The organism is Fontibacillus phaseoli, from assembly GCF_003337355.1.
In the GTDB taxonomy this organism is placed as follows: Bacteria; Bacillota; Bacilli; order Paenibacillales; family Paenibacillaceae; genus Fontibacillus; species Fontibacillus phaseoli.
The window spans coordinates 369,949-392,877 of sequence record NZ_QPJW01000003.1 but is presented as its reverse complement, the minus strand read 5'-3'; the positions used below and the strand labels follow the sequence as shown (position 1 = coordinate 392,877).

The 22,929-nt window shown below is 49.2% G+C and carries 14 protein-coding genes and 1 riboswitch; of the genes, 12 read left to right on the top strand and 2 right to left on the bottom strand.

Features of this window, described 5'->3' with window-relative positions; genetic code table 11:
* Positions 1–19: 19 nt before the first annotated feature.
* From DFP94_RS11870 to DFP94_RS11850, 5 genes are all read left to right on the top strand, one after another.
* A complete protein-coding gene (locus tag DFP94_RS11870; protein WP_181873114.1) occupies positions 20–1,066 on the top strand; it encodes a radical SAM/SPASM domain-containing protein in 1,047 nt (348 codons plus the stop codon).
* Between the two features lie 61 nt (positions 1,067–1,127).
* On the top strand, positions 1,128–1,439 hold the full coding sequence (locus DFP94_RS11865; RefSeq protein ID WP_181873113.1) for a YciI family protein: 312 nt from the start codon (positions 1,128–1,130) through the stop codon (positions 1,437–1,439).
* Between the two features lies 1 nt (position 1,440).
* Positions 1,441–2,697: an MDR family MFS transporter gene (locus DFP94_RS11860; RefSeq protein ID WP_114496681.1), complete on the top strand. Its 1,257-nt coding sequence runs from the start codon at positions 1,441–1,443 to the stop codon at positions 2,695–2,697.
* A gap of 37 nt (positions 2,698–2,734) precedes the next feature.
* Positions 2,735–3,415 (top strand): MOSC domain-containing protein, encoded by a 681-nt coding sequence (locus tag DFP94_RS11855; protein WP_181873112.1) that lies wholly within the window; start codon positions 2,735–2,737, stop codon positions 3,413–3,415.
* Between the two features lie 207 nt (positions 3,416–3,622).
* On the top strand, positions 3,623–10,012 hold the full coding sequence (locus DFP94_RS11850) for an S-layer homology domain-containing protein (RefSeq protein WP_114496679.1): 6,390 nt from the start codon (positions 3,623–3,625) through the stop codon (positions 10,010–10,012).
* Here DFP94_RS11850 and DFP94_RS11845 read toward each other — a convergent pair.
* Both DFP94_RS11845 and DFP94_RS11840 read right to left on the bottom strand, forming a co-directional pair.
* Positions 9,999–10,214: a hypothetical protein gene (locus tag DFP94_RS11845; RefSeq protein WP_114496678.1), complete on the bottom strand. Its 216-nt coding sequence runs from the start codon at positions 10,212–10,214 to the stop codon at positions 9,999–10,001. The two genes, DFP94_RS11850 and DFP94_RS11845, sit on opposite strands and share 14 nt — an antisense overlap.
* Before the next feature lie 441 nt (positions 10,215–10,655).
* Entirely contained in the window at positions 10,656–11,702 is a 1,047-nt protein-coding gene (locus DFP94_RS11840) for a hypothetical protein (protein ID WP_114496677.1), read from the bottom strand.
* Between the two features lie 222 nt (positions 11,703–11,924).
* Between DFP94_RS11840 and DFP94_RS11835 the strand changes: the two genes are divergently transcribed.
* The 7 genes from DFP94_RS11835 to DFP94_RS11805 all read left to right on the top strand — a co-directional run bounded on the left by DFP94_RS11835 (position 11,925) and on the right by DFP94_RS11805 (position 22,730).
* A complete protein-coding gene (locus DFP94_RS11835; protein WP_114496676.1) occupies positions 11,925–12,686 on the top strand; it encodes a methionine ABC transporter ATP-binding protein in 762 nt (253 codons plus the stop codon).
* On the top strand, positions 12,679–13,359 hold the full coding sequence (locus DFP94_RS11830) for a methionine ABC transporter permease (protein ID WP_114496675.1): 681 nt from the start codon (positions 12,679–12,681) through the stop codon (positions 13,357–13,359). The genes DFP94_RS11835 and DFP94_RS11830 overlap by 8 nt, the downstream gene beginning before the upstream one ends.
* Before the next feature lie 45 nt (positions 13,360–13,404).
* Positions 13,405–14,265, top strand: coding sequence for a MetQ/NlpA family ABC transporter substrate-binding protein (locus DFP94_RS11825; protein ID WP_114496674.1), 861 nt, complete (start codon positions 13,405–13,407; stop codon positions 14,263–14,265).
* A gap of 207 nt (positions 14,266–14,472) precedes the next feature.
* A riboswitch (FMN riboswitch) is annotated at positions 14,473–14,623 on the top strand.
* A gap of 126 nt (positions 14,624–14,749) precedes the next feature.
* Positions 14,750–15,721 carry a DMT family transporter gene (locus DFP94_RS11820; RefSeq protein ID WP_114496673.1) on the top strand — a complete coding sequence of 324 codons (972 nt, stop codon included), beginning with the start codon at positions 14,750–14,752 and terminating at the stop codon, positions 15,719–15,721.
* A gap of 186 nt (positions 15,722–15,907) precedes the next feature.
* On the top strand, positions 15,908–17,107 hold the full coding sequence (locus tag DFP94_RS11815) for a GGDEF domain-containing protein (RefSeq protein ID WP_181873111.1): 1,200 nt from the start codon (positions 15,908–15,910) through the stop codon (positions 17,105–17,107).
* A gap of 567 nt (positions 17,108–17,674) precedes the next feature.
* Positions 17,675–19,414 (top strand): methyl-accepting chemotaxis protein, encoded by a 1,740-nt coding sequence (locus tag DFP94_RS11810; protein ID WP_114496671.1) that lies wholly within the window; start codon positions 17,675–17,677, stop codon positions 19,412–19,414.
* Between the two features lie 253 nt (positions 19,415–19,667).
* Positions 19,668–22,730, top strand: a complete 3,063-nt coding sequence (locus DFP94_RS11805) for a glycoside hydrolase family 3 N-terminal domain-containing protein (protein WP_114496670.1) — start codon at positions 19,668–19,670, stop codon at positions 22,728–22,730.
* Positions 22,731–22,929: the final 199 nt, after the last annotated feature.

The following is a 22,929-nucleotide window of genomic DNA, read 5'->3' as shown; positions in this document are numbered from 1 at the left end:
AAGAAGAGGAGGGGTTTCCATGAGTCTCATACTCCGCTATCCGCTGCATATGGTTTGGGCGGTCACGAATTTGTGCAATGCCCACTGCGTTCATTGTTCATCCAGCGCAGGCTGTCGCCTGCCTGGCGAGTTGGACACGAATGAGGCTCTCGGCTTGATCGACCAGCTGTCGGAATTGGGCATCGTGGATTTGGCGCTATCGGGTGGAGAGGCTTTACTCCGACCTGACATTAACGAACTGATTTCTCATGCGGTGAAAAGAAATATGCAGGTTGGACTCGGTACCAACGGCTGGTGGATTCAGAAGGAGCGAGCCCATGAGCTGAAACGGCTCGGTTTGCATCGCGTCCAGATCAGTCTTGACGGACTGGGACCGGTTCATGACCAAGTGCGAGGCTTGCCCGGGTTGTTCGAGAAAGCAACCGCGGCAATGCATGCCTGCCGGGAGGCGGGGCTGCAGACGCATGTCTGTTTTACGCCGCACCGGGACAATGTGCACGATTTGGAGAATGTTATTCAATTCGCTTACGAGCAGGGTATTCATCTGTTCAATCTGTCTCAATTCGTTCCGGTCGGTCGGGGCAGCCAGGCGATGGACCTTTCGGCCGAGGAATGGAAGGAGATTGCCCGACTTTGGGCGAACAAACGCCGGGAGTATGCCGGCAGGATGAAGTTCACCAGTCATTTGGCGCAAATGGCTCTGGTCGATTCGTCGTTGGCGCGGCAAGAAGCTTTCCGCGGCTGCCAGGCAGGGATGGGTCAGGGGTATATTGCCCCGGACGGCACGGTTACTCCTTGCGTGATGCTGCCGGTCGGCATCGGGAATGTGAAAGATAAACCTTTCCGTGAAATATGGGATGAGTCGTCCGTCATTTCGGATTTGCGCGACCGTAGCCATTTGGAAGGCAAATGCGGAACTTGCCGGATCCGCGAACGTTGCGGCGGCTGCCGGGGTGTTGCTTACGGTTATTATCAGACTCATATGGCGGAGGATCCGCATTGCTGGCTTCCCCCGGAGGCGGCACAGGCAAAGGAACATGTGGACAGCGGTCTATTTGCCACATGATCTTAATGGAAGAAATACCGATACCAAAGCTGCAGAATATAAAAAAAAGGAAGCGATCTTCATGTATCTAACCAGAGAAGAGGATATTCGTTACGTCATTTTGTTGTCCGTGATTCCCGGCCGGGAAATGTCGGAAGATTTGATCCGGGCCCATGTCGGGCACTTAAAGGAGTTGGACCGTCAAGGCAGGCTTGTGTTGTGCGGCCCGTTCACCGATTACCGCGGCGGGATGGTCATTATTAAGGCAGCCAATTACGAAGAGGCGAAGGCGGTTGCCGAAAAAGATCCTTATGTGCAGGCCGGGGTGGAATCTTACGAGCTAAGGACATGGGAGTTATCCTGCGAAGGCAACAATCATATGGGCATGGGCTAAGATGAAACGATTCTTCGCTTCTTTATCCCAATACAATGCCGTGATCTGGATTCGGGTTTTCGGGACCGCTTTATGCGCGACGACTACCTTTATGTTAAGGCCGTTTTTCGTATTTTACTTATCGGATAAGCTGAACGGCTCCATCCTGCTTCCGCTGCTGATCGTGGGGTTACAGCCGCTCGCCGGAATCCTGCTGAGCTTTTGGGGCGGGGGAATCGCCGACCGGTACGGGCGTAAGCCGGTAATGCTGTTTGCCCTGCTGATTCAGGGGGCTTGTATGCTCGGCTTCGTCTTTACCGACCAGGTCTGGGAGTTTGCCGTGCTGTCCGTGATTAACGGCATGGGCATGCCTATGTTCTTGCCGGCCGCCAACGCGCAGGTCGCCGACGTGGTCCCTCCCGAAAAACGGGGGGAAGTGTTCGCCCTCATACATACCGCGATTAATGTGGGGGGAGCGGTCGGCCCATTGCTGGGATTGCTTATTTACTCCTGGAACCAAGGCACCGTGTTTTCGGTTTCAGCGGCTTCATTCCTGCTGTTTGCCATGTTGGTATGGTGGAAGGTGCCCGAGACGGTGCCTGCCCGTTTAGCCGAGGATAGTCTGCCGCAGAGAGCGGCAGCGCCCAAGGTTACGTTTCGCGACCACCGATTGCTGTATTGGTTTACGTTGTTTACACTGCCGGTGGGCGTGTTGTATTCCCAAGTGGAGACGACATTTCCGCTTCATTTAAAAGAACATTTTGCCAACGCTTCCTCGTTGTTTGCGATTTTGATGACGATCAATTCGATAGTCGTCGTGGCGGCGATGGTGTGGGTTGCCAAAAAAACGGAGCGGCGTTCCCCGCAAATGATGATATTGCTGAGTTACGTCCTGTTTGCCGTCGTTGGCGTCGGTTATGGTTTTGCCCGTCATTTTTATATTCTGGTGCTGGTTGAACTTATATTTACGGTGGCGGAAATCATCGGCATGACTCATCTGCAAAAATACGTCTCCGTAATCGCCCCTTCCAATATGCGCGGAAAATATAACGCTATCTTCGGGATGTATATGTCGATTCCCAAACTGCTAAGCCCGATATTATTCGGTCTGCTGTTTGAATATTACGGCGGCGGCGTGATGTTCTCGGCGGTTGCCTTGCTGCTGCTTTTGGCCGGCCCTGCACAGTTCCGGCTGATTCGGAATCATCGGAAGAGGGAAGATGCCGTGCTGCCTCCTGCGGACAAGAACCCCGTGCTGGCGGAAGCCTCTCAAGGGTAAACGTGTCGTTACAATACCGCAGGAAGGGATGAGATGGATGAAGATGGTGACATTATTGTCGGTCAATATTGGACAGCCGGCTAGGCTGGTGTATGAAGGCAAAGAAGTCATTACGGCGATTCAAAAATATCCCGTGCAGCACGATCTTCAACTCACCAAGTTGAATCTGGAGGGAGACGCCCAGGCTAACCGTCTTCGTCACGGCGGTCCGAATAAAGTGCTTAGCATGCACTCGGCCGAGCATTACCGCTATTTTTCCAAGGTGCTGAATCAGGAACTGAACTACGGGGACTTCGGCGAAAACATGACGGTCGACGGATTGACCGAAAGCAACGTGTGCGTTGGCGATATCTTTGCTTGGGGAGAGGCCGTGATCCAGGTTTCGCAACCGCGCCCTCCATGCCATAAGTTGGCCAAACGGTTTGCGTCTCCGCAACTGCCCTTGTGGTTCCAAGAAAGCGGCTTTACCGGTTTTTACCTCAGGGTGCTCCGGGAAGGCGTGGTGAGTGTTGAGCAACCGCTGGCTCTCATGGAAAGAGATCACGCGGGGATTACGCTGGAGACGGTAAACCGGGTACTCTATCATGACCGGATGAATATGGAGCTGATTTCGTCTATTTTGGCGGTGGAGGCGTTGTCGGCCAGCTGCAGAATCACGCTGGAAGAACGGCAGAGGGGGATCGACAACGATACCGAGCGGAGATGGATCGGCGGCTGATGAAGGCAGATTTGTCCGTGGTCTGGTTTAGATAATAAAAGGGTTGCTCTTGCGGGAATATTGCGCGGAGCAGCTCTTTTTTTTGTCTAACGGATAGGTAATCCATAACAATGCACATTCTTTCCATATAAACGCACACCGGAATGAAAACGCTTTTAAATTAAGATGAAGGAGGAAAGCCCCTATTAGACAAAGGAGGTCGCGCAAATGAAAAAAATCAGGCCGATGATCGCGGGTTTGCTTGCAATGCTGCTTATCTTATCCGCATTGCCCGCATATCCGGCACATGCGGATACCGGCGGCACCGGAGCCGGAGACATTCCGGCAGGAAAAGTCATGATCAAGAACAAATGGAAGAGCAATGTTTTGTACGAGGATTCGAACGGCATCGTTCGGTATGGGCTGACTCATCCAACCGATGAGTCGGCTCACTGGATCGTGGAGACGGAGGGCGGCATCTCGCGGATCAAGAACAGTAAGACCGGCAATTACATATCACTTTCGCGTACGACACAGCGGAATCAGCCGCTGACCACATTAGCATCGGCGGATACCGCCGGAGAACGATGGATCATCGACAAGTCCAACCGGGACGGCTTCATGGTCGTCCGCAGCGCAAGTGTGCCGGAAGGAAATCTGGTCATTCACGAAGAAGACCAGCTCGGCTTTGCCGAGGCCAGTTCGGACATTAACATTACGTTTGAAAGCCCCCAATGGGCTTTTATCTCCGTCGATGATGCAGTGGTCCGGATCGAAAGCTTAATGCGTCCCGGGAATGTCATCTTTGAACAGGACGGACAAGTCAAACATGGCGTCAAGGCGGCCGATGATCCATCCGCCCAGTGGCTGCTGGAACAGGACGGAAGCGGGAGGTTCACGATACGCAACAAGGCTACCGGTCATGTGATTTTGCAGAATGAAACGACCTGGGCGGGGATTTTAACCGGTGATTCCAATTCGGGTAAACCGGGCTTAAGTTTGTGGAACATGGCGGATGCGACTAGTCAGCCGGGGTTCGTCGTGTTTGAGAATGTAGGAATGCCCGGAAACTGGATGAATCCGCAATTTCCGGACGACGATGCGGTCCGCTCCAATGATTGGGCGGGCGGAGCCGACGGCGTAAACGCCTTATGGAAAATCAAGCCAGTGTCGGAGTTGCCGGCGGTCCGGATCGGGGCTTATACGGATGCCAAAGCGGCCGCCGATTTTCTTTATGAGGACAACGGGGCGGTGAAGCATGGAGCCATCAGCGGTGGAAGCGGGTCTTCCGACGCCCGGTATTTATGGATCGTGGAGGATTATGATACGAGCAAGCGGATTCGGAATGCCGCTACAAATCATTATTTGAACATCGACGGCGATCTCCTGATGGCCGGTCCCGTCAGTGTGACGGAAGCGACATATGAATGGTCGTTTACGGCATCGGAAGATTACGATGATTATAAAACGATTGAAAACAAGGGAGTGGCCGGGCAGTATATTGCTGTCGGAGCGGGCGACAGCGTGATCGTCAGCGGAGATGCCGGAAGCCTTGGGGCGCAGTGGGAATTGATTGATCCGTCTCTGCCGGTGGACGGGTCGGAATCTTACATCCGTATTCAAAATTCCTGGCAGCCGTTCTATCTTTACGAAAACCAGGATGGAACGCTGAAATACGGAAACCCCCGGAAGGACGACCAACGTGACCAGTGGCTTGTAGTCAAGCATCAGGGGCGCAAGCTGTTTCAGAACCGGGAAACCGGGCACTACATGAACATTGCCGATATGCCAGACGGTCATATTCAGGTAACTCCGCTCGCGGATGTCGGCAGCGTGCCTGATACCTACATTTGGAGCGCCAAAAACCTCGGCGGCGGCACTTATCTGATCAGCAGCGTAAGCGATAAAGTTTCCGGGGAACCTTTCAGCAAATTCATATCGCTGCAAAATCTAACCAAGTATGCGGAGTACGGCGTCATTAATCCGAATTGGGGGAGTCCGCAGTGGAGATTTCTTCCCGTAACGGAGCAGACCAATCCTTATTTTCGGTTCAAATTGAAAAATGGCGACGGGCTTTATTTAAAGGATGCGGAAGGCATCCATTCCGCAATCGATGCGACCTACGGAGCGTCGGACGACGACTACTCGGTCTGGTTTTTGCAGGAGTCGGGCGGGAGTGGTGCGGTCATCATGAAGAATAAAGGCAGCGGGCGATCCTTGTCCATACAAAATCTGGCCGAGGCTCAGGTGGAGGCCGAGGATGAGCCGGCGCTGCCGGTGGAAACCCGGACCGAGGTATACGAGGTCTGGGGCAGCATAAAATGGGTGACCGAACCCAAGCCGGGAACGAATGAAGTAACTATTAAAAGCGGCTGGACCGGACATTATCTGTACGCAGCCGAAGATGAAGAAGGAAGCCCGATCTTTAAAGTGAGCAGGGCTCCCGGCGCGAACGAGCGGGCGGAAGCGGCTTTTATCGCCGAGCCTGTGACGATCGCGGAGCAGCCGATTCCGGATACGCCGGTTCGGATCAAGAGCGCAACGGGCGACTCTTACTTGTATGAACATCCGGGAGACGTGGTGCTGTACGGGGATTTGGCGGCGGACAACGGGTACTCCCATTGGACGATCATGGCCCAAGACAACGGGACTAAGCTGATTCGGAACCGGGCGACCGGACACTATCTGACCTTGACCGAAGACTATACGTTTCTGGAGAGCAGCCAAGATTCACCGGCGGCTGACGGAGCGTCGGGCTGGTCCGTGACGCGGTCGGAAGACGGCGTCAACGTGACGATTCGTAGTCAATACGGCAATTACGACGACGAATACATCCACCTGCAAAACAATACCGGGTATGCGGAACGGGGGCTTTTGCCGTCATCCTGGGGTTCGGTACAGTGGAGCCTGTTTCCGGCGCCGGAGGAATTCAAGACGCCCGAGATGGCGGAGCCGCGCAATCTGAACACGGCTACCCCGGTACAAGATGATACGAACAAAGTCACGATTTCGCCCAAAGGACAAAGCGGTAAAGTCTTGGCCGAAGCGGGCGGTAAGCTGGTCTACGCCGACGCGGCAAGCGCAAAGACGTCCGGCGAATGGCTGATGCAGGATTTCAATGGCCGTCATTTACTCAAGAACATCGCCACAGGGCACTATCTGGCGCTGAATGAGCGGCTTGAGCCGGCGGTTGCCGCCTCCGGAAAAGCCTTGAATTCACAATGGAATGTTGGAGAAAAGTTAGGTTACTTCACGTTGTCGAATGTGAAGGCTTCAGGGAAGTTGCTAGACTCGGCGCAAGGAGCGGATTACGGAGAAGGCGCATCCCCATCGGAAGGATTATGGCGGTTTGAATCCGTGGCTTCGGACGTGAAGTATTCTGCCTCGGATGCCTTTAGCGGCGACAATGTTCTGCGCTTTGCCGTTCATGGTGATCATGCCGGGGAATACGACGGGGTTATTCGTTACCGGAACGACTCCGGCGCAGAGGGGCGGATTCAACTTGTCGTCAACGGTTATCCGCAGCAAGAGATACTTCTCGCGAAGGAAGGTAGCTGGAAAACCGCTGATATAAAGCTGAATTTGCGCAGCGGCATGAACTCGGTTTCGTTGGAAAGGACACAAGGGAGCCTGAAAGCATCGGTCATCGACTCGATGACCGTGAAAAACAGCATAAACAAAAACTATCGCGGTGCGACTGTGCCGTATGTCAGTTATGAAGCGGAGGATGGCGAGAGTAACGGAAGTATCGTCGGACCTTCGCGCAAATTCCGGAGCATCGCTTCCGAAGCTTCGGGACGCCGGGCGGTGAGCCTGAATGAGAGCGGCGATTTCGTCGAGTTTTCGCTCGCCAAACCGGCCAATTCTCTGGTGCTCCGTTATTCGATCCCGGACAGCGCCGACGGGCAAGGCGCGGATGAAACCTTGTCCTTGTACGTGAACGGGGTATTTAAACAAACCTTGAACCTCACTTCCAAGTATGCCTGGGAATACGGCAGCTATCCTTGGTCGAACGATCCGCGTCAGGGCAGCGGCCACCGCTTCTTTGACGAGACACATGCCCTGATCGGTGACGTCCCGGCTGGCGCTGTCATCAAGCTGCAAAAAGATGCCGGTGACCGGGCGGAATCCTATATCATCGATCTGGTGGAAATGGAACAGGTGGAAGACGCTTATGGAATGCCTGCGGAAGGATTTTTGTCCGTAACCGATTTCGGGGCGGTTCCGAATGACGGCATGGACGATACTGCGGCATTTAAAGACGCCCTGGCGGCTGCGGCGAACCAGGGGAAAGGCGTCTGGTTCCCGGAAGGCACGTTCGATTTCGGCGACGAACTGCTGGATCTGGAATCGGCGGTGATCCGTGGCGCGGGAATGTGGCATACGACTATGAACGGAGCCAAATTTTTCGGTCATGGAGGTAAAGTGGAAGTCTACGATCTGCTGATCGATGGCGGCATTAACGTCCGCGATGACGAGGCCGTCACGAATGCGTTCCATGGAGCGTTCGGTCCGGGTTCGGTCATCCAGCATGTATGGATCGAGCATACGAAGGCCGGTCTTTGGTTGACTCAAACGGCTGGAGAGACCGCCCGCACGAACGGATTGTACATGATGGGACTGCGCATCCGCAATCTGATGGCGGATGGCATCAATTTCGCGGTGGGCACCGGAAACAGCATGATGGAGCAGAGCGATATCCGTTACCCGGGCGACGACGGCATTGCCATGTGGTCGTTCACCGATCCGAAGCTAGGCGACGTGAACGGTGCGGAGCGGACGCCTAGCGTAAACAATACGGCGCGCTTCAATACGGTAACCTTGCCGTGGCTGGCCGACAATATCGTGGTATTCGGCGGCAAGGACAATAAAATTCAGGATAATCTCGTGAAAGACACGGTAACGAACGGGGCGGGCATTGCGGTATCAACCCGGTTCAACGCGGAACCGTTCGAAGGAACCACGGTGGTGGAACGCAATACGCTGATCCGCACCGGAAGCTACGATACCGGCTATGGCGTCAGCCTGGGGGCGCTGTGGCTGTTTGCCGGGGAAAGCAATATGAACGGAAAGGTTGTCGTTCGTGACAATGTAACGAAGGACAGCACATATTCCGGTTTGATCATGCATGGGGATTTTGCGATGAACGACGTGCTGCTGCAAAATCTGGTCATCGACAGGGCGGGCACCCATGGTGTAGACGTAACGTCGAACCTGAAAGGCTCCGCCACGGTCGACAATGTCATCGTGCGCGGCGACCGGATGAAGATGGTGTCCAACCCTGCGGCAGGATTCGCCTTCAAGGAAATTAACCAGGGCTTTGCATCCGCCAAGAAGCCGGTCGTTGATCCGGGCGGTCCCGAGCATCCCGGAAACCCGGGGAACAGCGGCGGAGGCAATGGCAGTGGCAGCGGTAGTGGGGGCGGCAGTTCAGCTACGACGCCTTCAACAACCGGGACTACTTCCTTCGACGACCAATTGAACGCGGCTCTTACATCCGGTCAAAGCCGGATCGAAATTAAAACGGACGATCAAGGAAACGCAAGCCTCCATGCGGGCGCTCTTCTTGCGGCAGCTTCTTCCCGTTCGGACGCCATTCTGTCGGTAGTCGATACCGCAGCGACGGCGGAGGTTCGCTTCCCGTTAAGTTATGTGGAAGGTATATTGAACCAAGCCGGGGTCAGTGATGCCAATCAGGCGATCGTGAAGTTCAGCTTGACGAAGCTTGCGGATTCGGAGCAAGCGCAATCCGGCATGGCTCAAGCCGCAGTCAAACAAGGCCTCAAGCAGCAGGGAAATGCCGCTGAATTTAGGGTTGCTGTTATTGAAGGCGAAAAAGAAACGCCGATCTCCCGGTATGGTCCGGGATCTGTCGAACGTCTGCTTACGCTGGAAGGAACCTGGAATCCGCAAACCGCGGTCGGCCTCTTTTACGATCCTTCTTCCGGTACGCTCCGTTATGTGCCGGCTTTGTTTAAGGCCAATCCGGACGGATCGACTACAGTTACGTTCAAGACCGACGCGAACGGAATATTTACCGTGGCGGTGAACGAAAGAACGTTCTCCGACCTGGCCGGTCATTGGGCAGGCAAGGATATCGAGAAACTCGCTTCCCGGATGATCGTAAACGGCTTCCCTGACGGCCGCTTCGGGCCGGGGCAATCTCTTACGCGCGCCGAGTTTGCGGCGATGCTGGTGCGGGCGCTGGATCTGCGCAGCGGTCAAGCCAGCGATCGGTTCGGCGATGTGAATTCGGGCGACTGGTTCCGAGAGGCCGCTTCCGCGGCCGCCGAAGCCGGCCTGATTCAAGGATATGCCGACGGCACTTTCCGCCCGAACGCCGAGATCAGCCGCGAAGAGATGGCTGTTATGGCGGGGCGGGCTCTGAAGCTGCTTGATGCGGATGGCGATTTGCCATCAGCCACCACGCTTGGCAGCTTCCGGAATGCCGCCCGGCTTCAGGATTGGGCACGCGAAGACGTGCAAACCTTGCTTGATGCCGGAATTATCCAGGGGCAATCGAAAGACCGGTTTGCACCGCAAAGCATCAGCAGCCGCGCGGAAGCGGCAGTCGTTCTGTCGCGCCTGTTGGTGCGGGGACAGTTTATGAATCCGTGACAGGACGGGGAATCCATCCGCTGTCGCCAAAATGAAGAAAGACAGCCAGGGCAACTTGCTCCGGCTGTCTTTTTCTTAAGCATCTGCTGGGCCAACTCTTGTTTATGTCAGCCCCTCTCCTGTTCCGGTACCTTTCCGCACTTCCATTGCCTTTTGGCACTTCCATGCCTTTCAGCACTTCCACGCCTTTCAGCAGTTCCATTCCGCTCTCATCCCAATTCTAACGGACACCAGGGCCGCTATTGGATCGAAAATGGCTGCTTTGCAAATCTAACGGACACACAGGCCCTTAACTCACTCCATTGACCCGAAAATAGGCGTTCAACCAGTATTTAAGGGCCGTCATGTCCGTTAGAATTTGAAATGCCGTGATTTAGGCGTTTTAAGGGCCGTGGTGTCCGTTAGCCGAGGTCAACCGCGGAAGAGTCCGGCCGCCCAGCGGAGATCAACCTCCGGACAAAATCATCTCTCTGCCGAGACCGATTAACGAACGTGACGATCACAGACCGTGACCAACCTCCATCCACTATTGCCCCCGCTGAGACCAACCGCCGACCGTGACCAACCTTCATTAGGGTTCGACCTTTACTTCCATTGCCTTCAAAAAATCTTTTCAATCTCTTACCGGGTCATTGGGCCTGGTTTACTCGTAATTCAGCGGCACCAGTTCGCCGCGCAATTGTTCCAGCGATTTCCGTGAGCTTGTATTTGTTCTTTGCGGCTGCGTCCATAAGATTTCCGTGAGCTTGTATTTGTTCTTTGCGGCTGCGTCCATAAATGCCTTCAGATCGTCCAGTAACGGGCCGGCTCCGGAAACTGCTTCTTTAAGCGCCGATTCATAGGCTTTTTGCGCATCCGGATCCATTTGTTTGTTGTCGTAACTAAATAACGGGGTATTGTTCGCTCCGTAAAATATCGTCGTCGTGTAATTGGTAAGCATGGACTCGATCTCTTTGATTCGCTTGGAGTCCGGGTATTGCTTGGTGAAGTCTTCGGCGGCGAGCGCCCGGGTCAGGAGCTCATCCCATCCGATGACGAGGGCGGCGTCGCGAAGCGACCGCTCTGCGGATTCCTTTGCCTTCAATTGCATATAATTCGTTACATCTCCGGTGGCTTTGGCGGCATACGCTGCAGCTACTCTGTAATCGGGGTCCGGATTGAACATGCCTTCGGTCGGATCGAGCTGGTAACCGCTGTTCTTGGTTTCCGTAAGCAAAGCTTTAAGTTTTTCGTCGGTCGCCTTGCCGATCAATTCATCCAAAGAATCGCCGATTTCGAATATCTTGGTAATCTGCTCCTGAGTATTCCCTTCGTAAAAACGGTCCGCGAGGCTTCCCAGTGCCGCAATCTGGGCATCTTCCACCGACAAAAGCAGATGGGAAACCCGTTCAGGGTTTAGGCTGTCCGCATGCTTTTCGATAAAATCGAAAGCTTTCGGAAGTTTGTTCCCTTCTTGAAGCAAGGCGTCGAATTCGGCGACCAACTGATCCTGCGCCGATTTCGATTCCTCTCCGCCGGTACCGTTATTCGGCGAATTGCCGGGATTATCGTTTTGAGCGGGCGGGTTGTTTTCCTGCACCGTATTTGAGTCGTTTTTTTTTGTTTCCGAATTATCTCCGCATGCACTGAGGACTAGTGTTGTGGAGACGACCAAAGCTGCAATGAGCTTGCTTTTTTTCATCTGGATCATGTAGTGATTCCCCTCCCTGGATGTTGATATCTTTAAGTATTCTTTAAACGCATTACAGATATTAAATGTTTCAAAATTTATTCTATTCATGAAATAATAATTCATTATTAGTGACACAGAAACTATAATGAACTATAATCAAAAGAAATTAAACAATATAACAGCATTTTAAAATTAATAATACAACTATTTCAGGCGTCGGGGTGGGGTGAGGTGAGGGTCATGATTTCCCTTCAAGAGGTCAGTAAAAGTTATAAATCCGGAGAAGGGATCTTTGAAGCCGTTCAATCGGTTTCGCTCACGGTTCGCGAAGGGACGATTCACGGAATTATTGGCCCTAGCGGAGCGGGGAAATCAACACTGCTGCGCATGATGAATGTGCTGGAGCTTCCCGATCAGGGAAAGGTCATGGTCGGCGGGAAGGATTTGACCACTTTGCCCGAGAAGGAGCTGCGATTGGCCCGAAGATCAATCGGGATGATTTTTCAGCAGTTTCATTTGCTAAATAACCGGACGGTGAGCGGAAATGTATCGGTTCCGCTGGAACTTGCCGGGATTGGGAAAAAGCAGCGGAAAGAACGGGTACAGGAATGTTTGAAGTTTGTCGGGTTGCCGGATAAGGCGCGCCAATATCCGGCGATGCTGAGCGGCGGACAGAAACAGCGGGTAGCGATCGCCCGTGCGCTTGCTCACCGCCCTTCCTTGCTGCTCTGCGATGAACCGACCTCCTCGCTGGATCCCGGCACGACGGCGGAAATTTTGGATGTCCTGAGGCATATCAATAAGACGCTGGGTGTTACCATCGTGATCGTCACCCATGAAATGGATGTCGTAAAGGAGGTCTGTCACGCCGTATCCGTGGTGGAACAAGGGCGGTTGACGGACGGTTTCGAGCTGGAAGTGCGGCCCGGAAAGAGCGATATTACCCAGAGACCGTCCTACCGGGAGCAATTGCTCGGGAAAGCAGGGATGCGAGATGTTTGATTTCTCACTGATGCTGGAGAAGTTCATGGAATATCGCACCCAAATCGCCGAAGCGGTCGGGGAAACCTTTTTGATGGTCGGCATTTCGGTTTTGGCGGCGATATTGCTCGGCCTTCCGCTCGGGACGATGCTCTTCCTCACCGCTAAAGGGCAGCTTCGCGAGAATGTGACCTGGTCCGTCATCCTTAACGGCTTCGTGAACGTTGTCCGGTCCTTTCCGTTTCTGCTGCTTGTCGTATTTATGATTCCCGTTACCCGTTTCCTCGTGGGGACGGCAATCGGTACCGTTGCTGCCTCAGTGCCGCTCGGAATCGTATCGATCGCGATTTATGCAAGGCAAGTGGAGCAGTCGCTGTTCGAGGTGCCGCGCGGCGTGGTGGAAGCCGCCCAGTCGATGGGCGCCTCCAAGTTGGGCATCGTCTGTAAGTTTCTGTTTGTGGAAGCCAGGTCGGGTCTGGTGCTTGGACTTACGACGTCGACCATCAGTTTTATCTCCTATTCAACGGTTATGGGCGTCGTCGGCGGAGGCGGAGTCGGCGATTTTGCCATCCGGTACGGTTACCAGCGGTTTGAGACCGAGTTGATGGCGGCGGTCATTATATTGATGATCATTCTGGTGCAATTGGTCCAATTTGCGGGGAGTATGATCTCAAGATGGCTGGACAAAAGATAGTGATTTAGAAAAAGAGAACGAATTTAACTTGGAAGGATGTTGGAGATGAACAAAAAGTGGATGCTGGGGCTGCTAGCCCTGCTTATGGTAGTTGTGGCCGGTTGCAGTAATGGAAACACCCAAAGCAATAATGCCCAAGAACAACAAGGGAATGCCCCTGCTGCTCAAGAAACCGAGAACAAGGAAGTTACTTTGAAAGTAGCTACCCTGATTCCGCCGATGACGGAAATGTTGGAACTGGTTAAGCCTTTGCTTAAGGAAGACGGCATCAGCCTGGAACTGGTCGTGCTATCCGACAATATTCAGCCGAATGATGCGCTGGCCAATAAGGAAGTAGACGCCAACTTTTTTCAACACGTACCATATATGAATCAATACAACGAGAGCAAGAATAGCGAGCTAGTGGCCGTTCAGCCTGTTTATCATGCGGTTTACGGCGCGTATTCCAAACGTTATAAGAATATGGAGGAATTGCCCGAAGGAGCTACGATAGCCATTGCCAATGACCCGTCGAACACCGGGCGTTCGCTAGTCATGCTGGAGAAGGCCGGAATCATCAAGTTGAAGGAAGGGGTCGGGATTAACGCTACGGTGACCGATATTACGGAGAATGCGAAAAAATTCAAATTTGAGGAAGTCGATCTGCTGATGCTGGCCCGGATGTTGGACGACGCCGACCTGGTGTTGATGACGCCTGCTTATGCCAGCCCGCTTGGCTTAACGCCAAAGAAGGATGCGCTCCTGACGGAAACGACGGATTCCGCTTTTGCGATTACGCTGGTGGCCCGTGCGGATAACCAGGATTCCGAGCCGATTAAGAAATTGGCGGAACGTTTGTCCGGCCCTGAAGTGAAGCAGTTTTTGGAGACGAAGTATAGCGAAATCGCCATTCCGGCATTCGAATAAAGATCCTTACGGAATCCCTTGTTAACCTCACTATCAAAAAATTAGCAGGTTACAAAAATAATATTATAATGTATAATGATTGCAAATGAGGTTCACTTTCATAAAATAAGTCATAGGTTGTTTTCATGTGATGATTGTTACAGAGAATAAGCGCTAAGGCGAAGTACTATGAAATCAACCCATATAACATTAAAAATTTAAATGAATATGGATCTTCGGGGTAAGGTGAAATTCCTGACCGGCGGTGATAGTCATCCTCCAGATGGCTTTAGCCCGCGACTCGTTATTCTGTAAGAATAACGACTGATTTGGTGAAATTCCAAGGCCGACGGTAAAGTCCGGATGGGAGAAGATCAATGATAGGCATGCGGGCAAGCTATTTTTGCGCCCCGCAAGCTTATTTGATCAGCCCCCGTGTATGTTGACGTTCGTCAATGGCGGGGGCTTTCTGCGTAGACCCCATATTCAAGAAGGAGTCAGGAATATGGAAAATGCATCAAGCGTAAGAGTTCAAGTTAGTCCGCCGTTGTCGGTACCGGGCACCCGTTCGAAGAGCGGTTTCTGGCTGGTCGTCCTCGGGGCCGCTTTATGGGGCGTTGATCCGCTGTTTCGTCTGATTTTGCTGAAATCGATCACTTCGGCGCAAATCGTTTTGGTGGAGCATATGATCATCGCGCTCTGCGTGGCGCCGATTTTGTGGAAAAACCGCCGCGAGCTTCTGGGCATAGGCTGGAAGCAGGTAGGGGCGCTGCTCTTTATTTCCTGGGGAGGTTCGGCGATCGCCACCATTCTGTTTACGATGGGGCTGGCGAACGGAAACGCCAACGCGGTATTGCTGCTGCAAAAACTGCAGCCGTTGTTCGCCATTATTTTGGCGAGATTTTTGTTGAAAGAATCCTTGCCGCGCCACTTCTCGATGTTGTTCATTCTGGCGCTTGTCGGTACTTATTTGCTGACTTTCGGCTTTGAGATTCCGATCGGTCATTGGAACGATTTCGTTCAAGTGGGAAGCTTGTTATCGCTAGGTGCCGCTGCATTATGGGGCGGGTCCACCGTTATGGGCCGTTTGATGGTGGGGCAGATGAAATATGAAACCGTGACTTCGCTGCGATTCATTTTGGCTTTGCCGTTGCTGCTCGCAGTAACCTGGAATGAAGGAGCAGCCTGGCATCTGCCTTCCAGCGCATCCGGACTTACGGCCTTTTCCCTGAATATGATCGGCCAGGCGCTTTTGCCGGGGTTGCTCAGCCTTCTGGTTTATTATAAAGGATTGACTACAACGAAAGCGTCCGTAGCCACGCTAGCCGAGCTCAGCTTCCCGATGGTAGGCGTGCTGCTGAACTGGATCGCTTTTCAACAATTGGTTACACCGGCTCAGATTGTAGGATTCGTTCTGATTTGGGCGGCGCTGTTCGCTATCTCCAGACAAAGCAATTCAAATCCGGCGTCAGCATAACTAAGCTTATAAATTATCTTTAGCAAGGTCTCCGACAAGGAAAACTGTCGGGGCCTTATTTTTTTGTTTATACTGGTTATGGAAAAGAAGGATTTTTCCATAACTTTAGCGAAAGGTCTGGGGAATATTTCTGATTTTATTGTAATAAACTTCCGACTTGGACAAGAAACGGATGATCTCAATATTATGCCTTTCATTTTGGATATGAAAACCGTCTTCGTCCTGCTGGCCCTCGGTCATTTGTTTACCGTTCTGCTTATTACGGCTTATAGGTACAGGCAGGCCAAGGATACGGCAGTGAATACGTTCTACGTATCGAAATGGTTTCAATCGGCCACCTGGGGAATTTTGGCCATCCCGGGACTTGCCTTCCAAATGGCTTTTCTTTCGCTAGCGAATAGTATTTTTTTGTGCGGAGTTGCGTTGGAAACCATGGCGTTGCTGAAAGTAACGGGAGGATATGGCGGGCGGTCCAGACGATATTATTACTTGCTCATGCTTTTATCGATCGGTGCCTATAATCTGGTTGTTCTGTTCCATAATGCGGAGGTTCTTCGTATTTCCATTGTTTCTTTATCGATTGCCGCCTTCCTTTTCCCGCCTGTTTTACGGATGACCGGTTCGAAGGAAAGGTCGACGCTCAGCATGCTGGTCGGCTATATGTATTTCATAGTGGCGGTGGCTTTGCTGGTCCGCACGGGAATGTCCTGGTTTTCCACCGGGGTGGTAACGATGTTCGAACCGAATTTGTACCGGAATTTATCCTTCCTGTGCCTGTACCTCATCATGACCCTGGGAAACACGGGATTCGTGCTGCTTTCCAAAGAGAGAGCCGATACGGAACTGCTTAAGTTGGCAAGCTATGATGATTTGACGGGAGCGCTGAACCGCAGAACGTTCATTCTGGAAGCGAAACGGAATTTAGCGATATATGAGAAAAAGCAAATGCCCGTCTCCTTCATCCTGCTGGATCTTGATGAATTTAAAACGATCAACGATACTTACGGGCATGATATAGGCGACGAAGTGTTAAGGGATTTTTCGGATAAAATGCGAGGACAATTAAAGGAAGGCGATTTATTCGGGAGATACGGAGGCGACGAATTCGCTATTTTGCTGCCTGGAGCGGATGAGCTGAAATCCGATGAGGCGGCGGAATCGTTGAAGCTTTCGGTGGAACAGGCCCCTTGCGGGGGGCGATTGTTCGAATATTCCATCAGCGTAGGAGTCATTACCGTGGTGCCAGGGCCCGAGGTGCCGCTGGAACGGCTGTATCAATCAAGCGACAAGGCGCTATATCTGGCCAAACAAGCAGGAAGAAACCGCGTGGCTCGCACCCGGCTTGAAGAACACGAGAAGGGTACGGACGAGTGGACAAGTCAGTAAAATATTCGATAACACCGGAGAGGATTTGGAAGTCCTGATCTCTAACGGTACGATCGGACTTTGTAGAAAAATACGGCGGCGTGATCAGTATTGACAAAAAGAACAAAAGGTTAAACAGCAGCAGATCAAATATTGTCTGCTGTTTCTTTGTGTTATGAAAAGATCCTAGAACAAATTCAACAGTTTATGCAGGAATTCATACAGTTTGAGAAAGAAGTCGATTCTAATGAGGTCATTAAGCTAGAATTTTTTATATCAAGTAAAGAATAGCGTGTGAAAATGAAATCGCTTTTATAAATGTATAAATGCGACCTTTCACTAGACGATAGAAGGAATTGGTGCTGAATTGTATTGGGTAGGTATCACTTTCTTATTGGGGGAATATGGAAGATAAAACTATGGCAACTTCTGAATAAGACTTTAACGATGGTAAATCGCTTCACATTTGAAAAATTCAACCCAGACATTGCCTTGTCTCATAGCAATACTGTTTTCATAATTCAATCAAAATTAGACAGTTAATGTCTGGGAATACAACATATTGGATAGATTAGGGGGTCTTTGAATATGCGCAAAACAATTTCCTTTCAGATCAAATTGGTACTTATTTTTCTTACATTCCTATTCATTTTAAACACCTTAATCAGTGGAATTACCAATTCTCAAGTGCAATTATCCGCTACTTTATTTTCTGATTCATTCTTGGTTTTGGAGAATGAGCGATTAAAATTAGCTAAAGAGTTAGGCCAGATTGATTTGTCTGTTCAGACATTTTTTTTAGCGGATGGCAGAACGAAAGAGGAAGTATCGGAAACGACGCAAAAAGATGTTGATCAGGCAACAGTTAGCACCACGCTAATCGCTAATTTGATAGAGGAGTACTCCAACAAGGTTATGAACGACACCCTCCGAGATTCATACCTGCCTTACCAAAATTCAATCCAGTCTTATTTAAGTCAAGTTTCTATTGTATTGGATTTAGTTGAACAAGGGAATTCAGCATCAGCAAAAGAAAACTACAAGGAACTGGATCGTCTCTTGGAAGCTATGCATGGAGCGGAGGCTCACTTTCAAACCGTGATGGATAGCCATATTGCTCATGAGAAAACACTCATTGATTCAAGACTTACAAGGTCTTCAATCATCATTTACGCTATGGCCATCCTATTCCTTATTTCAGCTGTTGTTGCCTTCAGGTTTGCGCTGAAAACGATCATTCATCCAATGAATACAGCGAGTAAAAGCCTGAATCATATTATTCATAGCTTGGAAAATAATGAGGGTGATTTAACGGCTAGGCTAGAGCATATTTCAGATAATGAAATTGGACAGATGGCTAATGGAATGAACCGTTTTTTAGAGATATTACAGAGTGCTATGCTTTCTATAAAGCTGGGATCCAATCAAATTCATCAATCGGCTGAAAACATAAGCAAAAATATTTTGGATTCCACAGACTCTACAACAACAATATCGGCAGGTTTAAATGAAATGACAGCAAGCATGGAGGAAATTAGTAGCACCATTCAGGACATCGATCACGGGGCCCAGCTCGTTCTTTCGGCAGCAAATCTTATTGCAGAGGATGCCGGCGTCAATTATGATCAGGTTGCCCATATCCTCGATCGTGCGGAGCAGATCCATTCACAGTCCAACCAAAGCAAGCTTCAGACGATGTCTGTAGTACAGGATATTGAGCAAGCTATGTCTGCTGCAATATTGAATAGTCGCTCTGTGGAGAAAATTAACGAGCTCACCTCGAACATTCTGGATATTTCCACCCAAACGAATCTCCTGGCCCTAAATGCTTCGATTGAGGCGGCAAGGGTAGGGGATTCCGGAAAGGGCTTTGCCGTTGTCGCGGATGAGATCAGAAAGCTTTCAGATCATACGAAACATACTGCGAGCAATATCCAGACGATTAGCGCTTTGGTGACAGCTGCGGTAAAGGAGCTTGTCGATAACGCAGATATGATTATGTCTTATATCTCAGGCAGGGTACTGGACGACTACGCGAACTTTGTAGATACGGCTAATAACTATAAGGCTGATGTCGAAAACATAAATCAAATGCTGTCGCGTTTCACGAGCCAATCAGAAGATTTAAGGAGCATTTCAACTAATATGGCCGAAGGCATCAGAGGAATCAGTCTGGCCATTGAAGATGGCGTAAATGTAATGATTGATTCTAATGAAAGCACATCGAGTTTGCTTGAATCTATGACCACTATCTCTGACGAAGTTAGCTATAATCAGGAAATCGTAAATCGTTTACATGACCATGTAAATAAGTTTAAAAAGATATAATTTGTACAGTTCATGCAAATAATTAAACAGTTTATGAGATCGGACAAGTGTAAAGAAAAATGTATGATACTATTTCGTTGTAATTAATCTGACTCTATCTGCTTTAGTAGGAGAATGAATGAGTTTCTCGATTTTCAGAGAAGGGGGGAACTAAAATTAGTCCGTCGTATTATCCATCTAACAATCGTGCAGATTTTGAAAGCGTAGTCATATGTTCGTTAAGTATTTCAAAACGTGAAAGAGGTCATTAACAATGAAAAAGAAAACCAAAAGGGTGGTTAAGCTACTTAGGTCCATTTTTTTAAGTCTACTCGCAGTGATTGTTGTGGCTGTTATGTTTGCAAGTAATACTATGCTTGCCAAGAATGAACGTATGGTTAACAACGTCCTGGGTCGTCACCAATCTATTGATTCCTCTAAAGCAAATTCGGAAGGGCTAGATCTAAACTATAATAAATCCGATTACACTAAAGACGAAATAGCTAAAGCTGAAGAAGAGCTTAATATGAAAGTTGCGGGAGAAGGCATAGTTCTATTGAAAAATGATGACAATACTATGCCTTTTGATAAAGGGACTAAGTTTAGCTTTCTAAGCGCAAATAGTAAGACTTTTATTGAAATGAGTCAGCTTGCGAAAATCGCTAAACCTTCAGGACATGTTACCAGCCTAAAAGCTGGATTTGAGTCAAGGGGGTTCAGCGTGAATGAAAAACTATGGGATTTTTATACAAAAGGAAAAGGTAAGGACTATGGTTTAGGTAAGGGATCTGTGAGTTTCGGGAATGATGAAGATTTCTCGATCAATGAGGCACCTTTGTCAATGATTAAGAGTGAAGAAGGTTTAGTTGAGAGTCTCGAAGGAACAGTGCCGGTATTTGTTCTACGGCGTGTGGCAGGAGAAGGGCGTGATATGCCTCGTTCTATGTATAATCACACGGATAAGATAGAAGATCAATCAAAGAGTTATCTTGAACCGGATTCTGTTGAGTTAGAGGTTTTGCAATATCTAAATGAACATTTTGAAGATGTAGTTTTGCTAGTAAACTCAAACGCGGCTATAGAACTGGGCTGGTTAGAACAGTTTCCTAATATTCGATCGGTCGTTTACGCCCCATCGGTTGGAAGTGTCGGAATCAATGCGCTAGCGGATATATTTGCCGGAAATATTAATCCATCAGGACGCACAATAGATACATTTGCAGCCGATGCGCTAGCTTCGCCAGCAGCACAGAACTTTGGGAGTTACCTATATCATACAGAGGATGGACAAGAAACGAAATATAACTATGTAAGTTACAAAGAAGGTATTTACGTAGGATACAAATACTATGAAACTCGGTATGAGGATGTTGTATTAGGGCAGGGGAATGCTGGAAACTTTGATTATACTTCAGAAGTGGTCTATCCATTTGGATATGGTTTATCCTATACCACATTTGAATGGGCCAATTACCAAAATTCTTGGGATGGAACCAAGGCAACGGTGAAAGTTGATGTCACCAATACTGGAGAGGTAGCGGGTAAAGACATCGTGCAAGTTTATGTTCAAAGCCCATATACCGAATATGACAAGAACAATAAAATCGAAAAATCCTCAGTTAGTTTAGTGGGATATGGAAAAACAGATTTGCTGGAACCGGGTCAAACAGAAACCGTGACCATAACCTTTGATCAAGAACAATTAAAAGCATATGACTACGTAAATGCCAAAACGTATATCTTAGATGCAGGAACTTATTATGTCACAGCGGCAAAAGATGCCCATAATGCTATTAATAATGTGTTAGCAGTAAAAGGTAAGGCAGTTTCGAATGGCATGACAGCAGATGGAAATAAAGACATGGTTGCAACATATACTCCAGCTAATACAGAAGTAGATTCAACCACATACGCTAAGGATACCGCTACGGGAACTGAAATTAAAAATCAGTTTGATGAAGCTGATGGAGGTTTGGATTATCTCACCAGAAACGACTGGGAAGGTACTTTTCCAACGCATGATGGTATGGTAAGTGAAAAAATTAGCACATGGGGAAATGAAATTAATGGAACGGATCAAGAGGGTAATCCAGCGTCTTATCAATACTACAAAACTATAGATAATGTGCTGTTGGCAAAAATGGATTCAACAGATTCTCTGAGTCCGGTGGATGCAAGTAGCTTTAATGATAAAATAGTATATGGTGCAAAAAATAATTTGAATCTCATTGATATGAGAGGTTTGGATTTTGACGATCCGCGGTGGGATGATTTATTAGACCAGTTAACACCTGATGATTATCAGATGCTCATCACCCAGTCAGGATACGGGGTTCCAAGACTCGATTCTATTAATAGTCCATTTTCTTTGGATGCGGATAATACGAGTGGATTAGTTTACGGCGGTACCGGGATGGTGTTTCAAAATAATATAATTCTGGCACAGACTTGGAATGTCAATCTGGCTGAAGAATTTGGTAAGATGATAGGGAATGAAGCGATTCTAGGTGGAACAAATGGATGGTATGCACCGGCAATGAATATTCATCGCACTCCTTTTAGCGGCAGAAATGGCGAGTACTACTCGGAAGATCCATTCTTATCAGGAAATGTAGGAGCAGCTACCACATACGGTGTTGCACAAAAAGGTGTATATGCTTACCTGAAACATTTTGCATTAAATGATCAAGAAAATCACCGTGGGGATACTAAAGGTCAATTTAGTATGGCAACCTGGTCTAATGAACAGGCGATTCGTGAAATTTATTTAAAACCGTTTGAAATGAGTTTGAAGGCAGGAAATGTGAATCTAAACTACGTACAAAAAAATGAAGAAGGTGTATTTGAGAACAAATCACGTGAAGTTCCTGCAGGTCAGGCAGTAATGACAGCATTTAATCGTATTGGTTATACCTGGACTGGAGGGCACTATCCGTTAATTACAGGTGTCCTTAGAAATGAATGGGGCTTTAAAGGTTTTGTTCTTACGGATAACGCCAATACAGGGGAATTTATGGATGCTTATCAAATGTTAGAATCCGGAGCGGATGGAAAACTAACTAATATTCCTGAAGGAGCTAGATATACATTTAAAGAATCAGATGTGGCTCATTATCATTATGGTAGAGAAGCTATGAAGCGTATGTTATATACAATTGCTAATTCCAAAGCAATGAACGGCGCAATGCCGGGAAGTATATTTAATAACGATATTCAAAAAGCACAAATAATTCAAATTTCAATAAATGTAGTTGGTGGTGCTTATCTTGCATTCATGGCTTACTTCATTTATCGAAAATTCAGAAGAAAAAAGAGATTGCATGTAGTTATGGAATAGTCAACTAAGCTTTTACAAAAGTGATATTTAAAGTGTTTCAGCGGCATTTCAAAGGGAGATGCCGCTGTTGCGCTATGCTTGTTAGAAAGCCTTCAACCCGATGTTGACTGGAACGCGGATTACCATATTTATTATTCAGCATGCGGGAAGCCTCGTATGCTTTTTTGGGCTTGTCGAAAGAGACACGAAAATGGCACCC

Coding starts and splice junctions, on each gene's coding strand:
- DFP94_RS11865 (WP_181873113.1), top strand. CDS start 1,128: ATGTATCTAACCAGAGAAGAGGATATTCGTTACGTCATTTTGTTGTCC.
- DFP94_RS11805 (WP_114496670.1), top strand. CDS start 19,668: ATGAAAAAGAAAACCAAAAGGGTGGTTAAGCTACTTAGGTCCATTTTT.
- DFP94_RS11855 (WP_181873112.1), top strand. CDS start 2,735: ATGAAGATGGTGACATTATTGTCGGTCAATATTGGACAGCCGGCTAGG.
- DFP94_RS11850 (WP_114496679.1), top strand. CDS start 3,623: ATGAAAAAAATCAGGCCGATGATCGCGGGTTTGCTTGCAATGCTGCTT.
- DFP94_RS11815 (WP_181873111.1), top strand. CDS start 15,908: ATGCCTTTCATTTTGGATATGAAAACCGTCTTCGTCCTGCTGGCCCTC.
- DFP94_RS11860 (WP_114496681.1), top strand. CDS start 1,441: ATGAAACGATTCTTCGCTTCTTTATCCCAATACAATGCCGTGATCTGG.
- DFP94_RS11820 (WP_114496673.1), top strand. CDS start 14,750: ATGGAAAATGCATCAAGCGTAAGAGTTCAAGTTAGTCCGCCGTTGTCG.
- DFP94_RS11845 (WP_114496678.1), bottom strand. CDS start 10,214: ATGGAACTGCTGAAAGGCGTGGAAGTGCTGAAAGGCATGGAAGTGCCA.
- DFP94_RS11835 (WP_114496676.1), top strand. CDS start 11,925: ATGATTTCCCTTCAAGAGGTCAGTAAAAGTTATAAATCCGGAGAAGGG.
- DFP94_RS11825 (WP_114496674.1), top strand. CDS start 13,405: ATGAACAAAAAGTGGATGCTGGGGCTGCTAGCCCTGCTTATGGTAGTT.
- DFP94_RS11840 (WP_114496677.1), bottom strand. CDS start 11,702: ATGATCCAGATGAAAAAAAGCAAGCTCATTGCAGCTTTGGTCGTCTCC.
- DFP94_RS11810 (WP_114496671.1), top strand. CDS start 17,675: ATGCGCAAAACAATTTCCTTTCAGATCAAATTGGTACTTATTTTTCTT.
- DFP94_RS11830 (WP_114496675.1), top strand. CDS start 12,679: ATGTTTGATTTCTCACTGATGCTGGAGAAGTTCATGGAATATCGCACC.
- DFP94_RS11870 (WP_181873114.1), top strand. CDS start 20: ATGAGTCTCATACTCCGCTATCCGCTGCATATGGTTTGGGCGGTCACG.